Genomic DNA, 16,284 nt, shown 5'->3' on the forward strand with positions numbered 1-16,284 from the left:
CTATCTTGTCTGACTACGGGGGCATAACAGCATTTGGTATGTCTTAGCGGGGGCGATCGTCCTTATTTATGTATGGCATGGTACCGACCGCATTTCGGTCGTGTTCAGGCTGCCTATAGTCGCATTTTCCTGCTGGTGGTTGGGGATACACCCCAATAAGTTTGATCTGCTCGGTGCCGGAGCGCTGATTATCATGTACGCGCCAAGAAGCCATTGACAGCGGGGCGATCGCCCCAAGGTCATTTTATAAGCTGGGCTTATCTAATCTATTTGAAAGTAATGTTTATTAAATGTGTGTTTTGCTGAAGAATTTGCTATAGACTAAGGCAAGCAAATCAAAAAGCTTGCATAGATAAAAGACTATATTTGTGCTGTTGACCGACGGATGCAACGCCGGCGATTGCCCAATAGTCTTCTATCAACTTCAACGTCTACAGCCCCATGGATAGCCCCTGATAATTAAGGAGGAGTAGTACTGTGGATTTTCTCGGTCAGTTTTTGCAGGATTTTGTCAAGCAATTACAGTCGCCCACCCTTGGTTTCTTGCTGGGGGGCATGGTCATTGCGGCTCTGGGCAGTCAACTTCAGATTCCCGATGCCATCTATAAGTTCATTACTTTTATGTTGCTAATGAAAGTGGGCCTCAGCGGTGGTATTGCGATTCGCAGTTCCAACCTACAGGAGATGCTCTTGCCGGCACTCTTTGCTGTGGCGATGGGAATTCTCATTGTATTTATTGGCCGTTATACCTTAGCAAAGCTTCCGAAGGTCAGAACCGTTGACGCGATCGCCACCGCAGGCTTATTTGGGGCTGTGAGTGGTTCGACTATGGCAGCGGCACTGACGGCTCTGGAGACGCAGAAAATTAGCTATGAACCTTGGGCAGCCGCACTGTATCCCTTCATGGATATTCCTGCTCTGGTGACAGCCATTGTCGTGGCCAGCATTTACCTCAAGAAAAAACAGGAGAAAAAGGCGCCAGCTTCCCTCAGTGCCGTTGGTGCCTATGCAGGTTCAGGGAGTGCCACAGGTTATGCTGGTAGCACGAGTGAGTACCGCAGTCAACACAGCAAACGAGTCAGAATCTGGCCGATTGTCAAAGAAAGTCTGCAAGGGGCAGCTCTTTCCGCACTGCTGCTGGGTGTTGCCTTAGGCATCTTTACCCGTCCCGACGGTGTCTATGAGAGTTTTTACAACCCTCTGTTTCGTGGTTTACTCTCGGTGTTGATGCTCGTCATGGGGATGGAGGCTTGGTCACGCTTGGGTGAATTGCGCAAAGTGGCTCAGTGGTATGTGGTTTATGCCGTCGTGGCACCGCTGGTGCATGGCCTGATTGCCTTTGGTTTGGGAATGATTGCCCACTATGTTACTGGCTTTAGCCTTGGGGGTGTGGTGATTCTAGCCGTAATTGCCTGCTCTAGTTCCGATATTTCTGGGCCGCCAACACTGCGGGCAGGTATTCCCTCCGCCAACCCTTCCGCCTATATTGGTGCTTCCACCGCGATCGGGACTCCCATTGCCATTGGTCTCGGAATTCCGCTTTACCTTGGCCTTGCCCAAGCAATCATGGGCGGCAGCTAGTGACCCAAACGCGCCAATTTCACTCAAGGAGGTACTTAGAATGGCCAAGCCAGCCAAGAAGCTCGTGATTGTGACCGAGAAGATTCTCTTGAAAAAAATTGCCCAAATCATTGATGAGGCGGGGGCAACGGGCTACACTGTGATGGAAACCGGCGGCAAAGGGAGTCGCAATGTGCGCTCCTCTGGTCAACCCAGCGTTTCCGATACCCAAGCCAACATCAAGTTTGAGGTACTCACCCAAACACGGGAAATGGCGGAAAAAATTGTGGATCGGGTTGCAGTTGAGTTTTTCAACGATTATGCGGGCATTGCTTATATCTACGATGCCGAAGTGCTGTACGCCCACAGTTTTTGTGGCCCAGGGGGCTGCTGAAATTTCTGGGGCTTGACAGTGCACTCCCTGATTTTCTAAACTAGAGTTCTGTCGCGGGTATAGCTCAGTGGTAGAGCGCAACCTTGCCAAGGTTGATGTCGCGCGTTCGAATCGCGTTACCCGCTTTTGAAGGAGTGAGCGATCGCCCGCCTTTTTCGAAAAACGCCTAGATCGGTCCTAATCGGTATCAGCATGAAAATAGCGGTAAATTTTTTCCGCTAGGCGGGGGCCAACCCCATGCACCTGCGCTAACTGTTCGGGCGTAGCCATGCGAATGTAGTCGATGGAGCGAAAGGTGGCAAGGAGTTCCTTTTGGCGTTGATAGCCCAAGCCGGGAATTTGGTCGAGGTGCGATCGCCGTTGGCGTTGGGCACGTTTTTGACGGTGGAAGTTCAGGGCAAAGCGGTGAGCCTCATCGCGGACGCGGCGTAGCAATTGCACCCCCGGTTGCTCTGGATCGGTCAGGAGAGGCTGGCGGTGGTGGGGTAGGAAAATCTCCTCCCGCTGTTTGGCTAAGCTGAGAAGGGTGAGATCGCCCAGGAGTGGCTCCAAGACCTGAACCACGGCGGACAGTTGCCCCTTGCCGCCATCGATGAGGATCACATCGGGCCAATCATCAGCCTCTAGGGGGTCACCCTTGCCCTCAAGGTAGGGTGCAAAGCGGCGGCGGAGAATCTCGGCAAGACTGGCAAAGTCGTCGGAGTGGCCAAGTTTAACCTCGGGGTTGTGGATGTTGTAGTGGCGATAGTGCTGCTTGGCGGGTAAGCCATCAATAAAGACAACTCGTGAGGCCACCGCGTCAGACCCTTGAATGTGAGAAATGTCGTAGCCTTCAATGCGGTGGGGAAGGGTGTCAAGGCCAAGGAGTTGGGCTAAATCTTCAAGAGCCGTTTGGGTGCGATCGCTGGCCTGTTGAATACGTGCGAGTTCCAGTTCGGCATTTCGCTGCACCATGGCAATCAGTTCGGCCTTTGCCTGCCGCTGGGGGACGGTGAGGGTAACGGCGCGACCTTTCTTTTCGCTCAGGTATGTGCGCAGCAGAGCTGCCTCGGGTAGGGGATGTTGCAGCAAAATTTCACTGGGAATTTCTACATCGTCCACTTGGGCATAGTGTTCTTCAAGCACCCGTTGTAAAATCGTGCCCACACTGCCACTTTGGGCATCGGCGACAAAGGCCAAACGTCCCACTAAGCGACCAGCGCGAATTTGAAAGAGTTGAATGGCTGCATGGCGATCGCCGAGGGCAAGGGCAATGGCATCCCGTGACACTGTATCATCCGGCAAGGACACCTTTTGATCCACCCCTAAATGCTCAAGGCCGCGAATTTGATCCCGCAGTCGTGCCGCCAGTTCAAAATTGAGATCCGCCGCCGCTTGCGCCATTTGTGCCTGCAACTGCGCTACCAGTTCCCCCGTGCGCCCCTGAAAGATCATCGCCACCCTATGGAGCGTTTGCCGATATTCCTGCGGTGAAATCAGGGCTTGGCAGACCCCCGGACAACGACCCATATCGTAGTTGAGGCAAGGGCGATCCTTGAAGAGGGGGCGGGGACGTTGCCGCAGCGGAAAAAGCCGCTTCACAAGGGCAAGGGTTTGGCGCAGGCGAAAGCTATCCACATAGGGGCCATAGTAGCGATCCTTGGGGGAATCACTGCGAGTATCGCCGATATTACCCAATTGGCGTTTGCGGGTAATGAAAATACGAGGGTAGGGTTCTGACCACGTAATACAGACGTAGGGATATTTCTTGTCATCCTTGAGAAGAACGTTGAAGTGGGGCTGATGCTGCTTGATTAGATTGGCTTCGAGGGCGAGGGCCTCGGCTTCCGTATCGGTGACGATGAATTCAATGTCCGCCACCTGATAGACCATTAATTCAAGGCGCGGCCCCAGTTGGGCTGGCTCACGAAAATAGGAGCGCACCCGCGATCGCAGGCGTTTGGACTTGCCAATGTAGAGAATTTGATCGGTCTTGTCCTTGAGGAAATAGACCCCCGGTGCCAAGGGCAGTTGGCGCAGAACCTGTTCCAAGCGATCGCGATCCTGAATCAAGGGCTGCAGCATTCTGCCACCTCCCCTAAAGCTGCGCCGCTGTGGCTCCCAACCAGGCTTCCAAATGTGCCCGCTGGCGCGGTGTGGCATCAGCTCGACACTGCAACCGATAGTGGGGTTGCGGTTGTCCTAAAATCAACGCCCCAGTGTGCACTTGCTGATCATGGAACCATGTCAGGTGAATCGTCTCTCCCACTGGGTATTCCCGCAATCGCTCTGACCAGTCCTCTGCCTTGACGCGCCAACCATTGAGGGCAATGATTTCATCCCCAGCCACCAAGCCTGCCTGTTCAGCAGGGGAGTCCCGCAGCACTGCCTTGATTTGAAGAGAACCATGTTCCTGCTTGAACTCAAGTCCCGTATAGGGCAGCGCGTCTTGAGGCACGAGTTCCAAACCGATTTTGGCCAGCCATTCTTGGAGAGGCAGTTCCACCGTTCCTTCAATGAATTGCTCGCGCCATGTGCCAAGGTTTTCATCGGCAACGGTTTCAATCGTTTCCCACAGCTCATCGGGGGTATAGCCCTGACCCGTCTCACAAGACTGCTGCCACAACCGCCGCAGGACATCGAGGAGCGATCGCTGGTGATTAAAATTAAGGCGAATCCGCAAATCCAGCAGCAGTGCCACCAACTCCCCCTTGAGGTAGTAGGACATCTGGGAATTAATGCTATTTTCGTCAGGGCGATAGAGCTTAATCCAAGCATCAAAACTAGCGGCACTCAGGGATTGCACCCAACGACCGGGGGTATGTAGGTAGCGATTGAGGCTTTCGCTCAGTAGTTTGAGATAGGCCTCTGCATCAAAGCATCCTGCCCATAGGGGAATCAGTTGATCGAAATAACTAGTCACCCCCTCGGCAAACCAAAGGCTGGTGGTGTAATTCTCACTGTCGTAGTCAAAGACCTCGAAAGCTTGGGGACGAATCCGCTTGACATTCCAGAGATGGAAAAACTCATGGGCCACTAAACAGAGAAAGCGGCGATACTGCTCCGGCTGCTGAAAGCCAAAGCGATGGAAGATCAACGAGCAACTATTCAGATGCTCCAAACCGCCGTAGCCCTTGTGGGTAAGGTGCACAATAAAGACATAGCGATCGTAGGGCAGGCCGCCAAAGAGACTTGCCTCGGTGGCAATAATTCGCTGCATATCAGCGATCGCCCGCTTGGGATTAAAATTCCCCTTGCCCCACACTGCCAATTCATGGGGTTTCCCCGCTACTTCAAAAGTGTAAACCGCATGGGTGCCCACCTCAAAGGGGCTATCCACCAGCAGATCGTAATTTGCCGCCCAAAAGGTACAGCCATCCTCACCCAAGGGTTCAAGGGGAGTGGTCACCCGCCAATCGGGGGGCGCTTCAATAGTTACTGTGAGAGGCTGGTCGCGATACTCTGGCACATAGAGGCATACCGCTGCGGGATTGAAATAGGCATGGCTACCATCAAAGTGGTTGGTGCGTACCGAAAGTTCATGGGCATAGATGGCATAGCGCACTTCCAGTTCTAGACCGGGCGTGCAGGCCACTTGCCACTGGTTCTTAGCACACTTCCACCACTCAAGGGGGGTGCCATCGGCGGCCGTGACCGTAAAGTCCTGAAGATGCCGCGCATATTCGCGCACGAGGTAGGAGCCGGGCGTCCACACCGGTAAGTGCAGATCAAGAACATCGGTTGGCGGTGCCGTTAGCCGCAGCGTTACCCATAAAAGATGCGTATGCCCCTGCTGGCAGTTAATCCGATAGGCCATGGCAGGGGACTGAAGCGAAGACTCAGAGGGGGAAGGATGAATGATCGTATGCGTCATACCCCTCAGTGTAGTGAACTTTGGCGACGCTTACAATTTCACTTCAATATCTACGCCCGCCGGCAAGTCCAACTTCATCAGAGCATCAATCGTTTTCGGTGAAGGTTGGTAAATGTCGAGGATGCGACGGTGGGTACGGGTTTCAAAATGCTCCCGCGAGTCCTTGTCCACGTGGGGCGATCGCAGGACGCAGTAAATTCGACGGCGAGTGGGTAGGGGAATGGGACCCACAGGGGAAGCGCCGGTTCTTTTCGCGGTATCGACAATGCGATCGCAGGAAGTATCGAGCAAGCGATGATCAAAGGCCTTAAGGCGAATACGAATTTTCTGTTGTAAAACAGCCATAGCAATCTTCCTTACTTGTCAAGGTTCAGAGACAATCCGACAAAATTTAGACAAAAAAAGGCCGCCAACACGACAAAAGGCTAGCGGCCATCAGATCAACTACTTCAGGATTTTGGAGACAACGCCCGCACCAATCGTCCGGCCGCCTTCACGGATGGCAAAGCGCATCCCCTGCTCAATAGCAATGGGCTGGATCAATTCCACAGTCATTTTGATACGGTCACCCGGCATCACCATTTCAGCAGGGCTACCATCATCAGCGGTGAAGGAAGTAATCGTACCCGTCACATCGGTGGTACGCACATAGAACTGCGGACGGTAACCCGCAAAGAAAGGGGTTTTACGGCCACCCTCTTTTTCAGTGAGCACGTACACTTCACCCTCAAATTGGATGTGAGGCGTAATGGAGCCGGGTTTGGCAATCACCATTCCCCGTTCCACATCCTCTTTTTTCAGACCCCGCAGGAGTAGACCAGCATTGTCACCGGCAATCCCCTCTTCGAGGCTCTTCTTAAACATTTCAATACCGGTAACCGTCGTTGTGCGAGTTTCCCGCAGACCCACAAGTTCAACGGTTTCGTTGAGTTTAATGCGACCCCGCTCAATCCGACCCGTGGCCACCGTACCACGACCGGTGATGGAGAACACGTCTTCTACAGCCATCAGGAAGGGCTTGTCCACATCCCGCTCAGGGGTGGGAATGTAGTTATCCACGGCATCCATTAGCTCGTAGATTTTATCTACCCACTCATTTTCACCCCGTTGGGTCTTCGGGTTGGCGGTCATGGCTTCAAGGGCTTTCAGACCCGAACCACGGATGATGGGCACTTCGTCACCGGGGAATTCATATCCACTGAGGAGTTCCCGCAGTTCCAGTTCCACCAGCTCCAGCAGTTCCTCGTCATCCACCATATCCACTTTGTTCAGGAAGACAACAATGCTGGGCACCCCCACCTGACGAGCCAAGAGAATGTGCTCTTTGGTTTGGGGCATGGCACCATCGGTAGCGGCCACCACCAGAATGGCACCGTCCATTTGAGCGGCACCGGTGATCATGTTTTTCACATAGTCAGCGTGGCCGGGGCAATCTACGTGGGCATAGTGACGTTTCTCGGTCTCATACTCCACGTGAGCCGTGTTGATGGTAATCCCACGGGCTTTTTCCTCAGGGGCAGCATCAATTTCATCGTATTTGCGAGCTTGAGCTTTCCCTTGGGCAGCCAGTGTCATGGTGATGGCTGAAGTCAGTGTGGTTTTACCGTGGTCAACGTGACCAATCGTACCAATGTTAACGTGGGGTTTGGTTCGTTCAAATTTAGCGCGTGCCATGTTGTTCCTCGTATAGACTATGCGTTCCCTTTATTTTTGGCAATGATCGCCTCAGCCACATTCCGGGGGACTTCCTCGTAATGGCTAAATTCCATCGAGAAAATTCCCCGACCTTGGGTATTCGAGCGAATGTCAGTGGCATAACCAAACATCCGTTCGAGAGGAACTTTTGCCGTCACTTTGGCAATGCCATTTTCCACGGTTTGTCCCTCAATTTGACCGCGACGGGAAATTAAGTCTCCCATCACTGTCCCAAGGAATTCTTCTGGAACCTCGACCTCGACTTTCATCATTGGCTCTAGCAGCACCGGATTGGCTTTCATCACTGCCTCTTTAATGGCCATGGAGCCAGCAATTTTGAAGGCCATCTCTGAGGAGTCAACCTCGTGGTAGGAGCCGTCCACTAATGTGACCTTGAGGTCAATCACTGGGTACCCTGCCAAAATCCCCGATTCACAGGCTTCCTTCATCCCCTGCTCAGCGGGTGGAATGTACTCTTTGGGTACGACACCACCGACAATTTTGGAGACAAATTCAAACCCCGTACCGGGTTCGGCGGGCTCTACTTCAATCACAACGTGACCATACTGGCCTTTACCGCCACTTTGACGGATAAACTTGCCTTCGGCACGGACAGGTTTGCGAATCGTTTCGCGGTAGGCCACTTGGGGTTGGCCAACATTGGCTTCCACTTTGAACTCCCGCTGCATCCGATCCACAAGGATCTCGAGGTGCAGTTCCCCCATCCCCGCAATCACAGTTTGGTTGGTTTCGGGATCAACGCTGACGCGGAACGTGGGGTCTTCCTCAGAAAGGGCTTGCAGGGCTTTGGAGAGTTTTTCCATGTCCTGCTTGGTTTTGGGTTCCACAGCCACGGAAATCACTGGCTCGGGAATGTACAGGGATTCAAGGATCACGGGCGAGCTTTCATCGCAGAGGGTATCCCCCGTGAAGGTTTCCTTCAGACCTAAGGCAGCTCCTAAATCGCCGGCCCGCAGCTCATCCACCTCAATCCGCTCATCGGCTTTGAGCACAATCAGACGAGAAATGCGCTCCTTCTTGCCCTTGGTGGCATTGAGTACATAGCTGCCTTTTTTGAGAACACCGGAATAAACGCGCACGAAGGTCAGGCGGCCATAGGGATCGGACATGATTTTGAAGGCCAGTGCTGCCAGTGGTTGATCGTCATCGGCAGCCCGCTCTACCTCTGTGCCATCCGGAAGATGACCTTTAATGGCAGGAATGTCAATGGGAGCTGGTAGATAGTCCACCACAGCATCAAGGAGCAATTGCACGCCTTTGTTTTTGAAGGCGGAGCCGCAAAGCATCGGCACAATGGTGCCAGCGATCGTCCCTTTACGTAGGGCGGCACGGATTTCCTCTTCTGTGAGTTCTTCCCCCTCAAAGTATTTTTCCATGAGGGCATCATCGGTTTCAGCAACCGCCTCGATGAGCTTGGTACGATACTCTTCCGCCAGTTCACTCATCTCGGCAGGAATTTCAGTATCTTCGATTTCCTTGCCCAGGTCGTCTTTGTAGATTTTGGCGCGCATCCGCACCAGATCAACGATGCCTTTGAACTGATCTTCAGCACCAATGGGTAACTGAATCGGCACAGCATTTGCCCGCAGGCGATCGCGAATCTGGTCATAGACTTTGTAGAAGTTTGCCCCAGTGCGATCCATTTTGTTGACAAAGACGATGCGTGGGACGCTGTAGCGATCAGCCTGCCGCCACACGGTTTCTGACTGGGGTTGCACACCACCGACGGAGCAGAATACCGCAATCACCCCATCGAGAACTCGCATGGAGCGCTCCACTTCAATCGTGAAGTCCACGTGGCCGGGGGTGTCAATAATGTTGATCTGGTGGTCTTTCCAAGAGGTGCTAATGGCGGCGGCTGTAATGGTGATGCCCCGCTCCCGCTCCTGTTCCATCCAGTCGGTAACCGTGGTACCCTCGTGCACTTCGCCAATTTTGTGCACCACACCGGAATAGAAGAGAATACGTTCAGTTGTGGTTGTTTTACCCGCATCAATGTGAGCGGCAATCCCGATATTTCGCACTCGCTCTAGCGGGGTCGTCCGTGCCACAGCTACCTCCTTGTTTGTTGCATTACGTTAGAATTCTTAAATAATTGTATCCAACTCTTGAACCGTGTGACGGTTTAGTAGCGATAGTGGGCAAAGGCTTTGTTGGCCTCTGCCATTTTGTGGGTTTCTTCCCGTTTACGGATGGTGCTCCCGGTTTCGTTGGCGGCATCCATTAATTCATTGGCCAGCTTGGCTGACATCGAACGACCGGCTCGTTTGCGGGAAAATTGCACTAACCAGCGCAAAGCCAAGGCGACTCCGCGATCGGGACGGACTTCCATGGGCACTTGGTAGGTGGCACCCCCCACACGGCGGGCTTTCACTTCCACTAGGGGCGTTGCATTTTTCACTGCACGCTCAAAAATCTGCAGAGCATCTTCGCCGGTGCGCTCCTGTACGGTTTTCATCGCATCATAGACAATGCGGCTGGCAAGGGATTTTTTGCCATTGAGCATAACCCGCTGGATCAACATATTCACCAGCACGTTGTTATAGACCGGATCAGGGGCAGTAGGCCGTTTTTGAGCGCGAGTGCGACGAGACATAGGTGTTTGCTGTTTGCTCTAGTGAAGTTTAAGCTTTCAAGGGTGGACTCAAGGAGATAAGAGAACGGAAATCATTTTTTCTTGCCGGTAGCAGCAGCCTCACCGGGTTTGGGACGCTTTGCACCGTATTTGGAGCGACCTTGCTTACGGTCTTTGACACCAGCGGTATCCAGCGTGCCACGGATAATGTGGTAGCGCACACCGGGCAAATCTTTAACCCGACCGCCGCGAATCATCACCACGGAGTGCTCCTGCAAATTGTGGCCAATTCCCGGAATATAGGCGGTGACCTCAAAGCCAGAGGTGAGACGTACCCGTGCCACTTTCCGCAGGGCTGAATTGGGCTTTTTGGGGGTTGTGGTATAGACCCGTGTGCACACCCCACGCCGTTGGGGGCAGCTTTTGAGGGCAGGAGATTTTGTTTTCTTTTTCAACAGTTCCCGCTCTTGGCGGATCAGTTGCTGGATGGTGGGCATTGCTGCTTACGTTAATTTCACCGAACTTCTAGTGTATCGAGGTAGCCGTCGCGTTGTCAATGCTGTTGTGCTGTTGCGCAGTGCCTCTCAGTGTAATGGCTCACTAAGGTCAGGCTTGCGATCGCGGCGGTGACAGCTCTCAGGGTACGCTGTCCCAAGGAAAATGCTTGCCAACCAGTGGCTAAGACCTGCTCTAGCTCCGAGGCTGTCCATCCCCCTTCTGGCCCGATCGCTAGATAAATGGGCTGCGATAAATCCATCTGGGGCAAGCAGTCCCACAGGAGTTGTGAGGCATTCAAACTGGCAATGTAGCCCTTGGGGGTGAGGCTGACCATTTCGGCAACCGAGAGGGGATCACTGAGGGTAGGGACGTAAAGACGCTCACTTTGTTCGGCGGCCTCTTGGAGAATGCGCTGCCAGCGCTGGTATTTATTGGTACTGGGTTGCAGGAGTGATCGCGCTGTTTGAATAGGAATGATACGCTTGACCCCCAATTCCGTTGCCTGTTGCAACACTTGCTCAAAGTTCGCTGCCTTGAGTAGAGCCAGACAGAGAATAATTTCTACACTTAGCTCCGTCTCTTGCTTTTCAGCTTCCAATAATTCGACAGTCTGCCCATTCACACCAAGTGTGCCTCGCCATCGCTGGCCTTGGCCATCCAAGATCGAGATGATATCGTTATCTTTTAAGCGCAGGACATGACAGAGATAGTGGACTTGCTCAGGGGTGAGCCACACCTGTCGGTCTTGAATTTGTGAGGGTGAGACGACTAACCGCTGGGGCGATCGCATTCAGTTTCTATCTAACTGAGACTGCATAACCACTCCACCAAGGTGCGCACGGGATAGCCCGTCCCACAGGGATTATTGTAGCCATCTTCTTTTTCCGTCCAGACAGGGCCAGCAATGTCAAGGTGTGCCCAAGGGGTGTGATCGACAAATTGCTGAAGGAATAGGGCGGCGGTGATTGATCCGGCCGATCGCGGACCCGTGTTTTTCATATCGGCCACTTGGGACTTCATACCCTCAAAGTATTTATTTTCAAGGGGCATTTGCCAGAATTTTTCACCGGAGCGATCGCTGGCCTGTTGCAGGGCTTGCGCCAATTCTGAATTGTTGCTCCAAAGACCGGCAATGTTATCTCCCAAGGCCACAATACAGGCTCCGGTCAGCGTGGCCAAATCCACAATGGCATCGACGCCCAGTTTTTCAGCATAGACCAGGGCATCAGCAAGGGTGAGGCGACCCTCCGCATCAGTGTTATTGACCTCAATGGTTTTACCGTTGGAGGCGGTGAGAATATCCCCCGGATGCATGGCATGGCCACTGATCATGTTTTCGGTGGCAGCAATGATAAAGTGAACTTCAATGCCAGCGGGTTTGAGTTGACCAATGACCTTGGCCGTTCCCAAAACGGCTGCGGCTCCCCCCATGTCCATTTTCATCGTTTCAATCCCCCCTTGGGTCTTGAGGTTGAGACCACCCGAATCAAACGTTAACCCCTTGCCAACGAGGGCAATTTTCTTCTGTACGTTTCCAGGGGGAGTGTACGTAAGGTGAATAAATTTCGGCGGTAGATCAGACGCCTGAGCCACCCCCAAAAAGGCACCCATACCCAAGGCGGCACACTCATCGCGCTCCAAAATTTTTGCCGTTAAGCCGTAGGTAGCCGCCAATTGCTGAGCCGTTTCCGCAAGGGTGACAGGCGTCACTTGATTGGCCGGGGCATTCACCAGTTCGCGCGCCAAAATCACCCCATCGCAAATCTGCTGGGCACGGGTCAAGGCCGCTGTTTGCTCCCCTAAACCCAACAGGCTGACGGATTCTGGATAGGGCAGGAGTTGACGAGCTTCGGGATCCGACTTAAAACGCACATCACTGTGGAGGGCAAGGAGAACCCCTTCGGCAATGGCTTGGGCAGCATCCGCTGCCTCTAAAGTCTCATGGGGCAGTGCCATGCCTAGTGTTTTTGCGCGTTCACGGCGAGCCATACGGGCAATGGTTGCGGCAGTGCGGCGCAGGGTCTCTAGGTTAAAGTCATCGCGATTGCCTAAGCCCACAAGGAGAAGCTTTTTAATGGGGAAGTTGGGCAATAGGCGCATCAGGAGGGAGGTACCGGACTTGCCTTGAAATTCCCCTTCGTTGATCAGTTCCTGCAATAGGCCGTTGAGGTGTTGGTCAAGGGTCGTGTAGGGGTCGGTGAGGGTGAGGGTGCCTTCCGTTTGAAAGACGGCGATCGCCAGTAAGTCCCCCGACCAGTCGGGAATGGTTGTAGTAACTGTTTGCAGTTGCATGCCTCTCTACGACCCAAAAATCTCTCAACCCTCTTATTTTATCGGCGTTTAGGCCTCAGCAGGAACCCAGACACTGCAAAAATTCAAGGGGCAAGCCATCGCAGTCACGTATAAAGGCGACGTGATAGAGGTGCGACCCAATCACTTGCTGGGTGGGCTTCAGCAATAGCTCAAAGGGTAAACCCTGTGCCTTCAACGTTTGCGCTACTTGATTGAGCCATGTTTCGAGGGGGTCGGGATGGTCACTGAGATCAAAGGAAAGATGGTAGTAGCCGACGTAGTGCTCATCGTGAAAAGGATCGGCAGCCGGCTGGGGGTCAGGGACTTGCAGAAGTTCGAGGCGGGTGTGCCAGCCCTTGAGCCAACAGGCGAGGGTATAACCCGTGGTAAAGCGGACCTCCATTGTAAAGCCTAGGCCTTCATAGAAGGCGATCGCCCGCTGAATATTGGCTGTGCGGATGGAAACGTGATGCAAGCCCATAACTACTCTTGTTTTGGCCGCAGCCGCTCAGGAAAGTCAATAAAGACGCGCTCACCGACACTAACACCGCTGATAATTTGGGTTTGATCTTGCCAACTACTGCCAATGGTGACAGGGCGAAATTTGGGGCGATTGTCTTCACCCACAACATAAACACCCGTTTGACCGCGTTCAACGGCAATGGCCACCGTCGGCACCAAGAGGGCATTGTGAATTTTTTGTCCCAGAAAATCTAAATCTACATTCATCCCAGAACGTAGTTTCTCTAGCCCTGTTACTAAGGAAACCCGCACCTGAAAGAAGGTGACATTTTGTTCGACAACCGCTTCGGGTGCCACTAAGCGCACTCGTCCTTCAAAGGTTTCCCCTGGATAGGCATCGGCACGGATTTCAACGGGTTGCCCCACGAGCACTTGGCCAATATCCACTTCTGGGACTTCGGCAAGAATTTCTAAGCCCTCAGCGATCGCCACAATTGAGGTGGAAGTGGCAGAGGTCGTTGCAGAGGCGGTGGTGGTCGGTGTCACAAAGGCTCCCGGATTGGCGTACTTCTGGGTAATAATCCCCGTAAAAGGAGCGCGAATCACTGTATCTTCGAGGGCAGCACGGGCAGCTTGGACTTGGGCTTGGGCAGCGGCGACGGTTGCTTCTGCTTGGCGGATTTCTTCACTGCGGGAGCCACGCTGTAATAGTTGCAGGCGCTTTTGAGCTTCATTCAGGTTGGCGATCGCGCTATCCCGATTTGCTTTTAGTTCATCAAGGGTATCGCGGGGAATCGCACCCTCAGCGGCGAGCAATTCGTTGCGTTTCAGGCGCTCTTCTGCCAATTGAGCACGAGTGGCAGCTGCTCGCACTTGGGCTTCGGCTTGGGCAATTTCCTCAGCACGGTTGCCGGCAACCACGCGATCGCGACGGGCAATGGCCTCGGCTAGATTGGCTTGGGCTTGGGCGAGTTGCGCCTGCTCATCGCGGTTGTCCATACGGGCGATGATTTGACCGGCCTTGACCTGATCTCCCTGCTCAACGTAGAGTTCGGCGAGAAGACCTGCCCGTTTCGGACTGACATTGACAGTTTGTACCGGTACCACTTTGCCCGTGGCAGCAATCCGAGCCACCAAATCGCGACTGTCTTGAACCGGTACGGTGTAGCGATCCAAATCAAGGGGCGTTTGCCGCGATCGCCACCACAACAGTCCACCGCTGCCAATCACACCGGTAGCAATCACCCCAATCACGAGCGATCGCCAAGGGGAATGAAACTTACCGACAAAAGGGATAAACGCTGCCATGAATGCTTTAGAGTTCTTGCCCTATTTTAACGTTATGTTACAGTTGCTCAGTCGAGTGACTCTATTGGCGGTGTCTATGGGTTCCATCTCTCCCTCAATCGAAGAGCAGATGCTATCCTAACCAATACTGTCTATGTCCTTTGCCTATGAATCCTGCACTCTCCCAGATTGGCCAGCAAATGTCCCAACTGACGGGAGTTCGGGCAATCATGAAGGATATTATCGAGACGTTGCGCCTGAATCGCGGTCAAGACCTGATTAACCTGAGTGCAGGTAATCCTCTCATTCTTCCTGAGGTGGAGCAACTGTGGCGCGACTGTACCCAGGAGCTAATGGCCAGCCCAGAATTTGGCCAAGTGGTCTGCCGCTACGGCACAAGCCAAGGGTATGAACCGCTAATTGCTGCTGTTGTCGATGATTTTAATCGCCGCTATGGTTTGAACCTGACGGAGCGCAATGTCCTGGTCACCCCCGGCAGTCAGGCCATCTACTTCTTTGCCGCCAATGCTTTTGGGGGCTTTAGCGCCAACGGTGAATTAAAGAAAGTTGTTCTCCCCTTGAGTCCAGAATATACCGGCTACGGTGGCGTCAGCCTCACCCCTGGTACCGTTGTTGCCTATCGTCCGCGCCTTGAGATGTTTGAAGCGGATCACACCTTTAAGTATCGTCCCGACTTTCAACAACTCCACATTGATGAGACGACTGGATGCGTCATCTTCTCCCGCCCCTGCAATCCGACGGGGAATGTGCTCACGGATGTTGAGGTGCGGCAAATTGCTGATCTCGCTGTCCCCTATGGCGTTCCAGTTTTGATTGATGCTGCCTATGGGCCACCCTATCCCAGTTTGAACTTTACGGAACTCGCACCCGTTTTTGGCGGCAATATTGTCCACTGCCTCAGCCTCTCAAAGGCAGGACTACCAGGGGAACGGGTGGGGATTGCCATTGGCGATCGCGAGATCTTGAGTGTTCTCGAAGCCTTTCAAACCAATGCCTGTATTCATGCCTCCCGCTACGGTCAGGCGATCGCGGCATTAGCCATTGCCAATGGTGCCCTAGCCGAAGTATCCGTCAATGTCATTCGTCCCTTCTATCAGCGCAAGTTTACAGTTCTCGAAGAAACCTTGCGAACTGCTTTGCCCAATGACCTTCCTTGGTTTTTGCATCGCGGTGAGGGGGCGATTTTCGCGTGGCTGTGGCTACGGGACTTACCCATGACAGACTGGGAATTATATCAACACCTGAAGCGAGCAGGGGTGATTGTGGTTCCCGGCAGTTCCTTTTTCCCCGGCTTGACCGAGCCGTGGCGCCACAAACAGGAGTGCCTGCGTATTAGCCTCACTGCCAGTGATGAGGAAATTGCCCTTGGTATGCAACGACTGGCTGCCACTATTACACAGGTCTATCAAGAATCCCCTAGCCGCTCCTATTCAGATGTCCTTGCTTAGGTGCTAACCGGTCTCCCCTTTTTCAATGCGTCGTGACTCCCTGTTTGCGCAGTTACCCGAAGCGCTCTTTGACCTATTGGGAATAGACTATCCCATGGGTTACCGCTTTGACTCTGTGGACCTCAAACAAACCGCCTTTCGCATTGATGGCGTCTTGAGACTTTGGCGGCGGCACTCC

General features: G+C 53.4%; 14 protein-coding genes, 1 tRNA gene and 1 pseudogene. 5 read left to right on the forward strand and 11 right to left on the reverse strand.

The features are described 5' to 3' along the window. The first annotated feature begins 477 nt into the window (after nucleotides 1–477). The 3 genes from IGQ15_RS02755 (at nucleotide 478) to IGQ15_RS02765 (ending at nucleotide 2,079) form a co-directional block, all read left to right on the forward strand. Nucleotides 478–1,581 (forward strand): sodium-dependent bicarbonate transport family permease, encoded by a 1,104-nt coding sequence (locus IGQ15_RS02755; protein ID WP_297048441.1) that lies wholly within the window; start codon nucleotides 478–480, stop codon nucleotides 1,579–1,581. A gap of 40 nt (nucleotides 1,582–1,621) precedes the next feature. Further along, nucleotides 1,622–1,954, forward strand: a complete 333-nt coding sequence (locus IGQ15_RS02760) for a hypothetical protein (protein WP_297048443.1) — start codon at nucleotides 1,622–1,624, stop codon at nucleotides 1,952–1,954. 53 nt (nucleotides 1,955–2,007) lie between these two features. Beyond that, nucleotides 2,008–2,079, forward strand: a tRNA-Gly gene (locus IGQ15_RS02765). A gap of 52 nt (nucleotides 2,080–2,131) precedes the next feature. Here IGQ15_RS02765 and uvrC read toward each other — a convergent pair. The 11 genes from uvrC to IGQ15_RS02820 form a co-directional block, all read right to left on the reverse strand. Next, nucleotides 2,132–4,018, reverse strand: a complete 1,887-nt coding sequence (gene uvrC, locus IGQ15_RS02770; RefSeq protein WP_297048445.1) for an excinuclease ABC subunit UvrC — start codon at nucleotides 4,016–4,018, stop codon at nucleotides 2,132–2,134. Between the two features lie 13 nt (nucleotides 4,019–4,031). Beyond that, nucleotides 4,032–5,807, reverse strand: a complete 1,776-nt coding sequence (locus IGQ15_RS02775) for a PDZ domain-containing protein (RefSeq protein ID WP_297048447.1) — start codon at nucleotides 5,805–5,807, stop codon at nucleotides 4,032–4,034. Nucleotides 5,808–5,837: 30 nt separating this feature from the next. Next, nucleotides 5,838–6,152, reverse strand: a complete 315-nt coding sequence (rpsJ, locus tag IGQ15_RS02780; RefSeq protein WP_297048449.1) for a 30S ribosomal protein S10 — start codon at nucleotides 6,150–6,152, stop codon at nucleotides 5,838–5,840. 99 nt (nucleotides 6,153–6,251) lie between these two features. Continuing rightward, nucleotides 6,252–7,481 carry an elongation factor Tu gene (gene tuf / locus IGQ15_RS02785; RefSeq protein ID WP_297048451.1) on the reverse strand — a complete coding sequence of 410 codons (1,230 nt, stop codon included), beginning with the start codon at nucleotides 7,479–7,481 and terminating at the stop codon, nucleotides 6,252–6,254. A 17-nt stretch (nucleotides 7,482–7,498) separates the two neighbouring features. Continuing rightward, on the reverse strand, nucleotides 7,499–9,574 hold the full coding sequence (gene fusA, locus IGQ15_RS02790; RefSeq protein WP_297048453.1) for an elongation factor G: 2,076 nt from the start codon (nucleotides 9,572–9,574) through the stop codon (nucleotides 7,499–7,501). 74 nt (nucleotides 9,575–9,648) lie between these two features. Beyond that, complete coding sequence (rpsG, locus tag IGQ15_RS02795; protein WP_297048455.1) at nucleotides 9,649–10,119, reverse strand: 30S ribosomal protein S7; 471 nt, start codon at nucleotides 10,117–10,119, stop codon at nucleotides 9,649–9,651. Between the two features lie 71 nt (nucleotides 10,120–10,190). Continuing rightward, on the reverse strand, nucleotides 10,191–10,595 hold the full coding sequence (gene rpsL, locus IGQ15_RS02800; protein ID WP_149819523.1) for a 30S ribosomal protein S12: 405 nt from the start codon (nucleotides 10,593–10,595) through the stop codon (nucleotides 10,191–10,193). Between the two features lie 56 nt (nucleotides 10,596–10,651). Continuing rightward, nucleotides 10,652–11,386 carry a 16S rRNA (uracil(1498)-N(3))-methyltransferase gene (locus tag IGQ15_RS02805; RefSeq protein ID WP_297048459.1) on the reverse strand — a complete coding sequence of 245 codons (735 nt, stop codon included), beginning with the start codon at nucleotides 11,384–11,386 and terminating at the stop codon, nucleotides 10,652–10,654. 11 nt (nucleotides 11,387–11,397) lie between these two features. After that, on the reverse strand, nucleotides 11,398–12,888 hold the full coding sequence (locus tag IGQ15_RS02810; protein WP_297048461.1) for a leucyl aminopeptidase: 1,491 nt from the start codon (nucleotides 12,886–12,888) through the stop codon (nucleotides 11,398–11,400). A 55-nt stretch (nucleotides 12,889–12,943) separates the two neighbouring features. Then, complete coding sequence (locus IGQ15_RS02815) at nucleotides 12,944–13,363, reverse strand: VOC family protein (RefSeq protein ID WP_363315768.1); 420 nt, start codon at nucleotides 13,361–13,363, stop codon at nucleotides 12,944–12,946. Between the two features lie 8 nt (nucleotides 13,364–13,371). Then, the gene (locus tag IGQ15_RS02820; RefSeq protein ID WP_297048465.1) at nucleotides 13,372–14,658 is read right to left on the reverse strand and encodes an efflux RND transporter periplasmic adaptor subunit; all 1,287 of its coding nucleotides are present in this window, start codon (nucleotides 14,656–14,658) and stop codon (nucleotides 13,372–13,374) included. Nucleotides 14,659–14,804: 146 nt separating this feature from the next. On the opposite strand from IGQ15_RS02820, the gene IGQ15_RS02825 reads away from it, so the two are divergent. Together IGQ15_RS02825 and IGQ15_RS02830 are read left to right on the forward strand one after the other, a co-directional pair. Continuing rightward, nucleotides 14,805–16,106, forward strand: coding sequence for a valine--pyruvate transaminase (locus IGQ15_RS02825; RefSeq protein ID WP_297048467.1), 1,302 nt, complete (start codon nucleotides 14,805–14,807; stop codon nucleotides 16,104–16,106). A 25-nt stretch (nucleotides 16,107–16,131) separates the two neighbouring features. Beyond that, nucleotides 16,132–16,260: pseudogene (locus tag IGQ15_RS02830) on the forward strand (DUF2887 domain-containing protein); the annotation flags it as partial. Nucleotides 16,261–16,284: the final 24 nt, after the last annotated feature.

This window comes from Thermosynechococcus sp. M98_K2018_005 (assembly GCF_015295825.1).
GTDB lineage: Bacteria > Cyanobacteriota > Cyanobacteriia > Thermosynechococcales > Thermosynechococcaceae > Thermosynechococcus.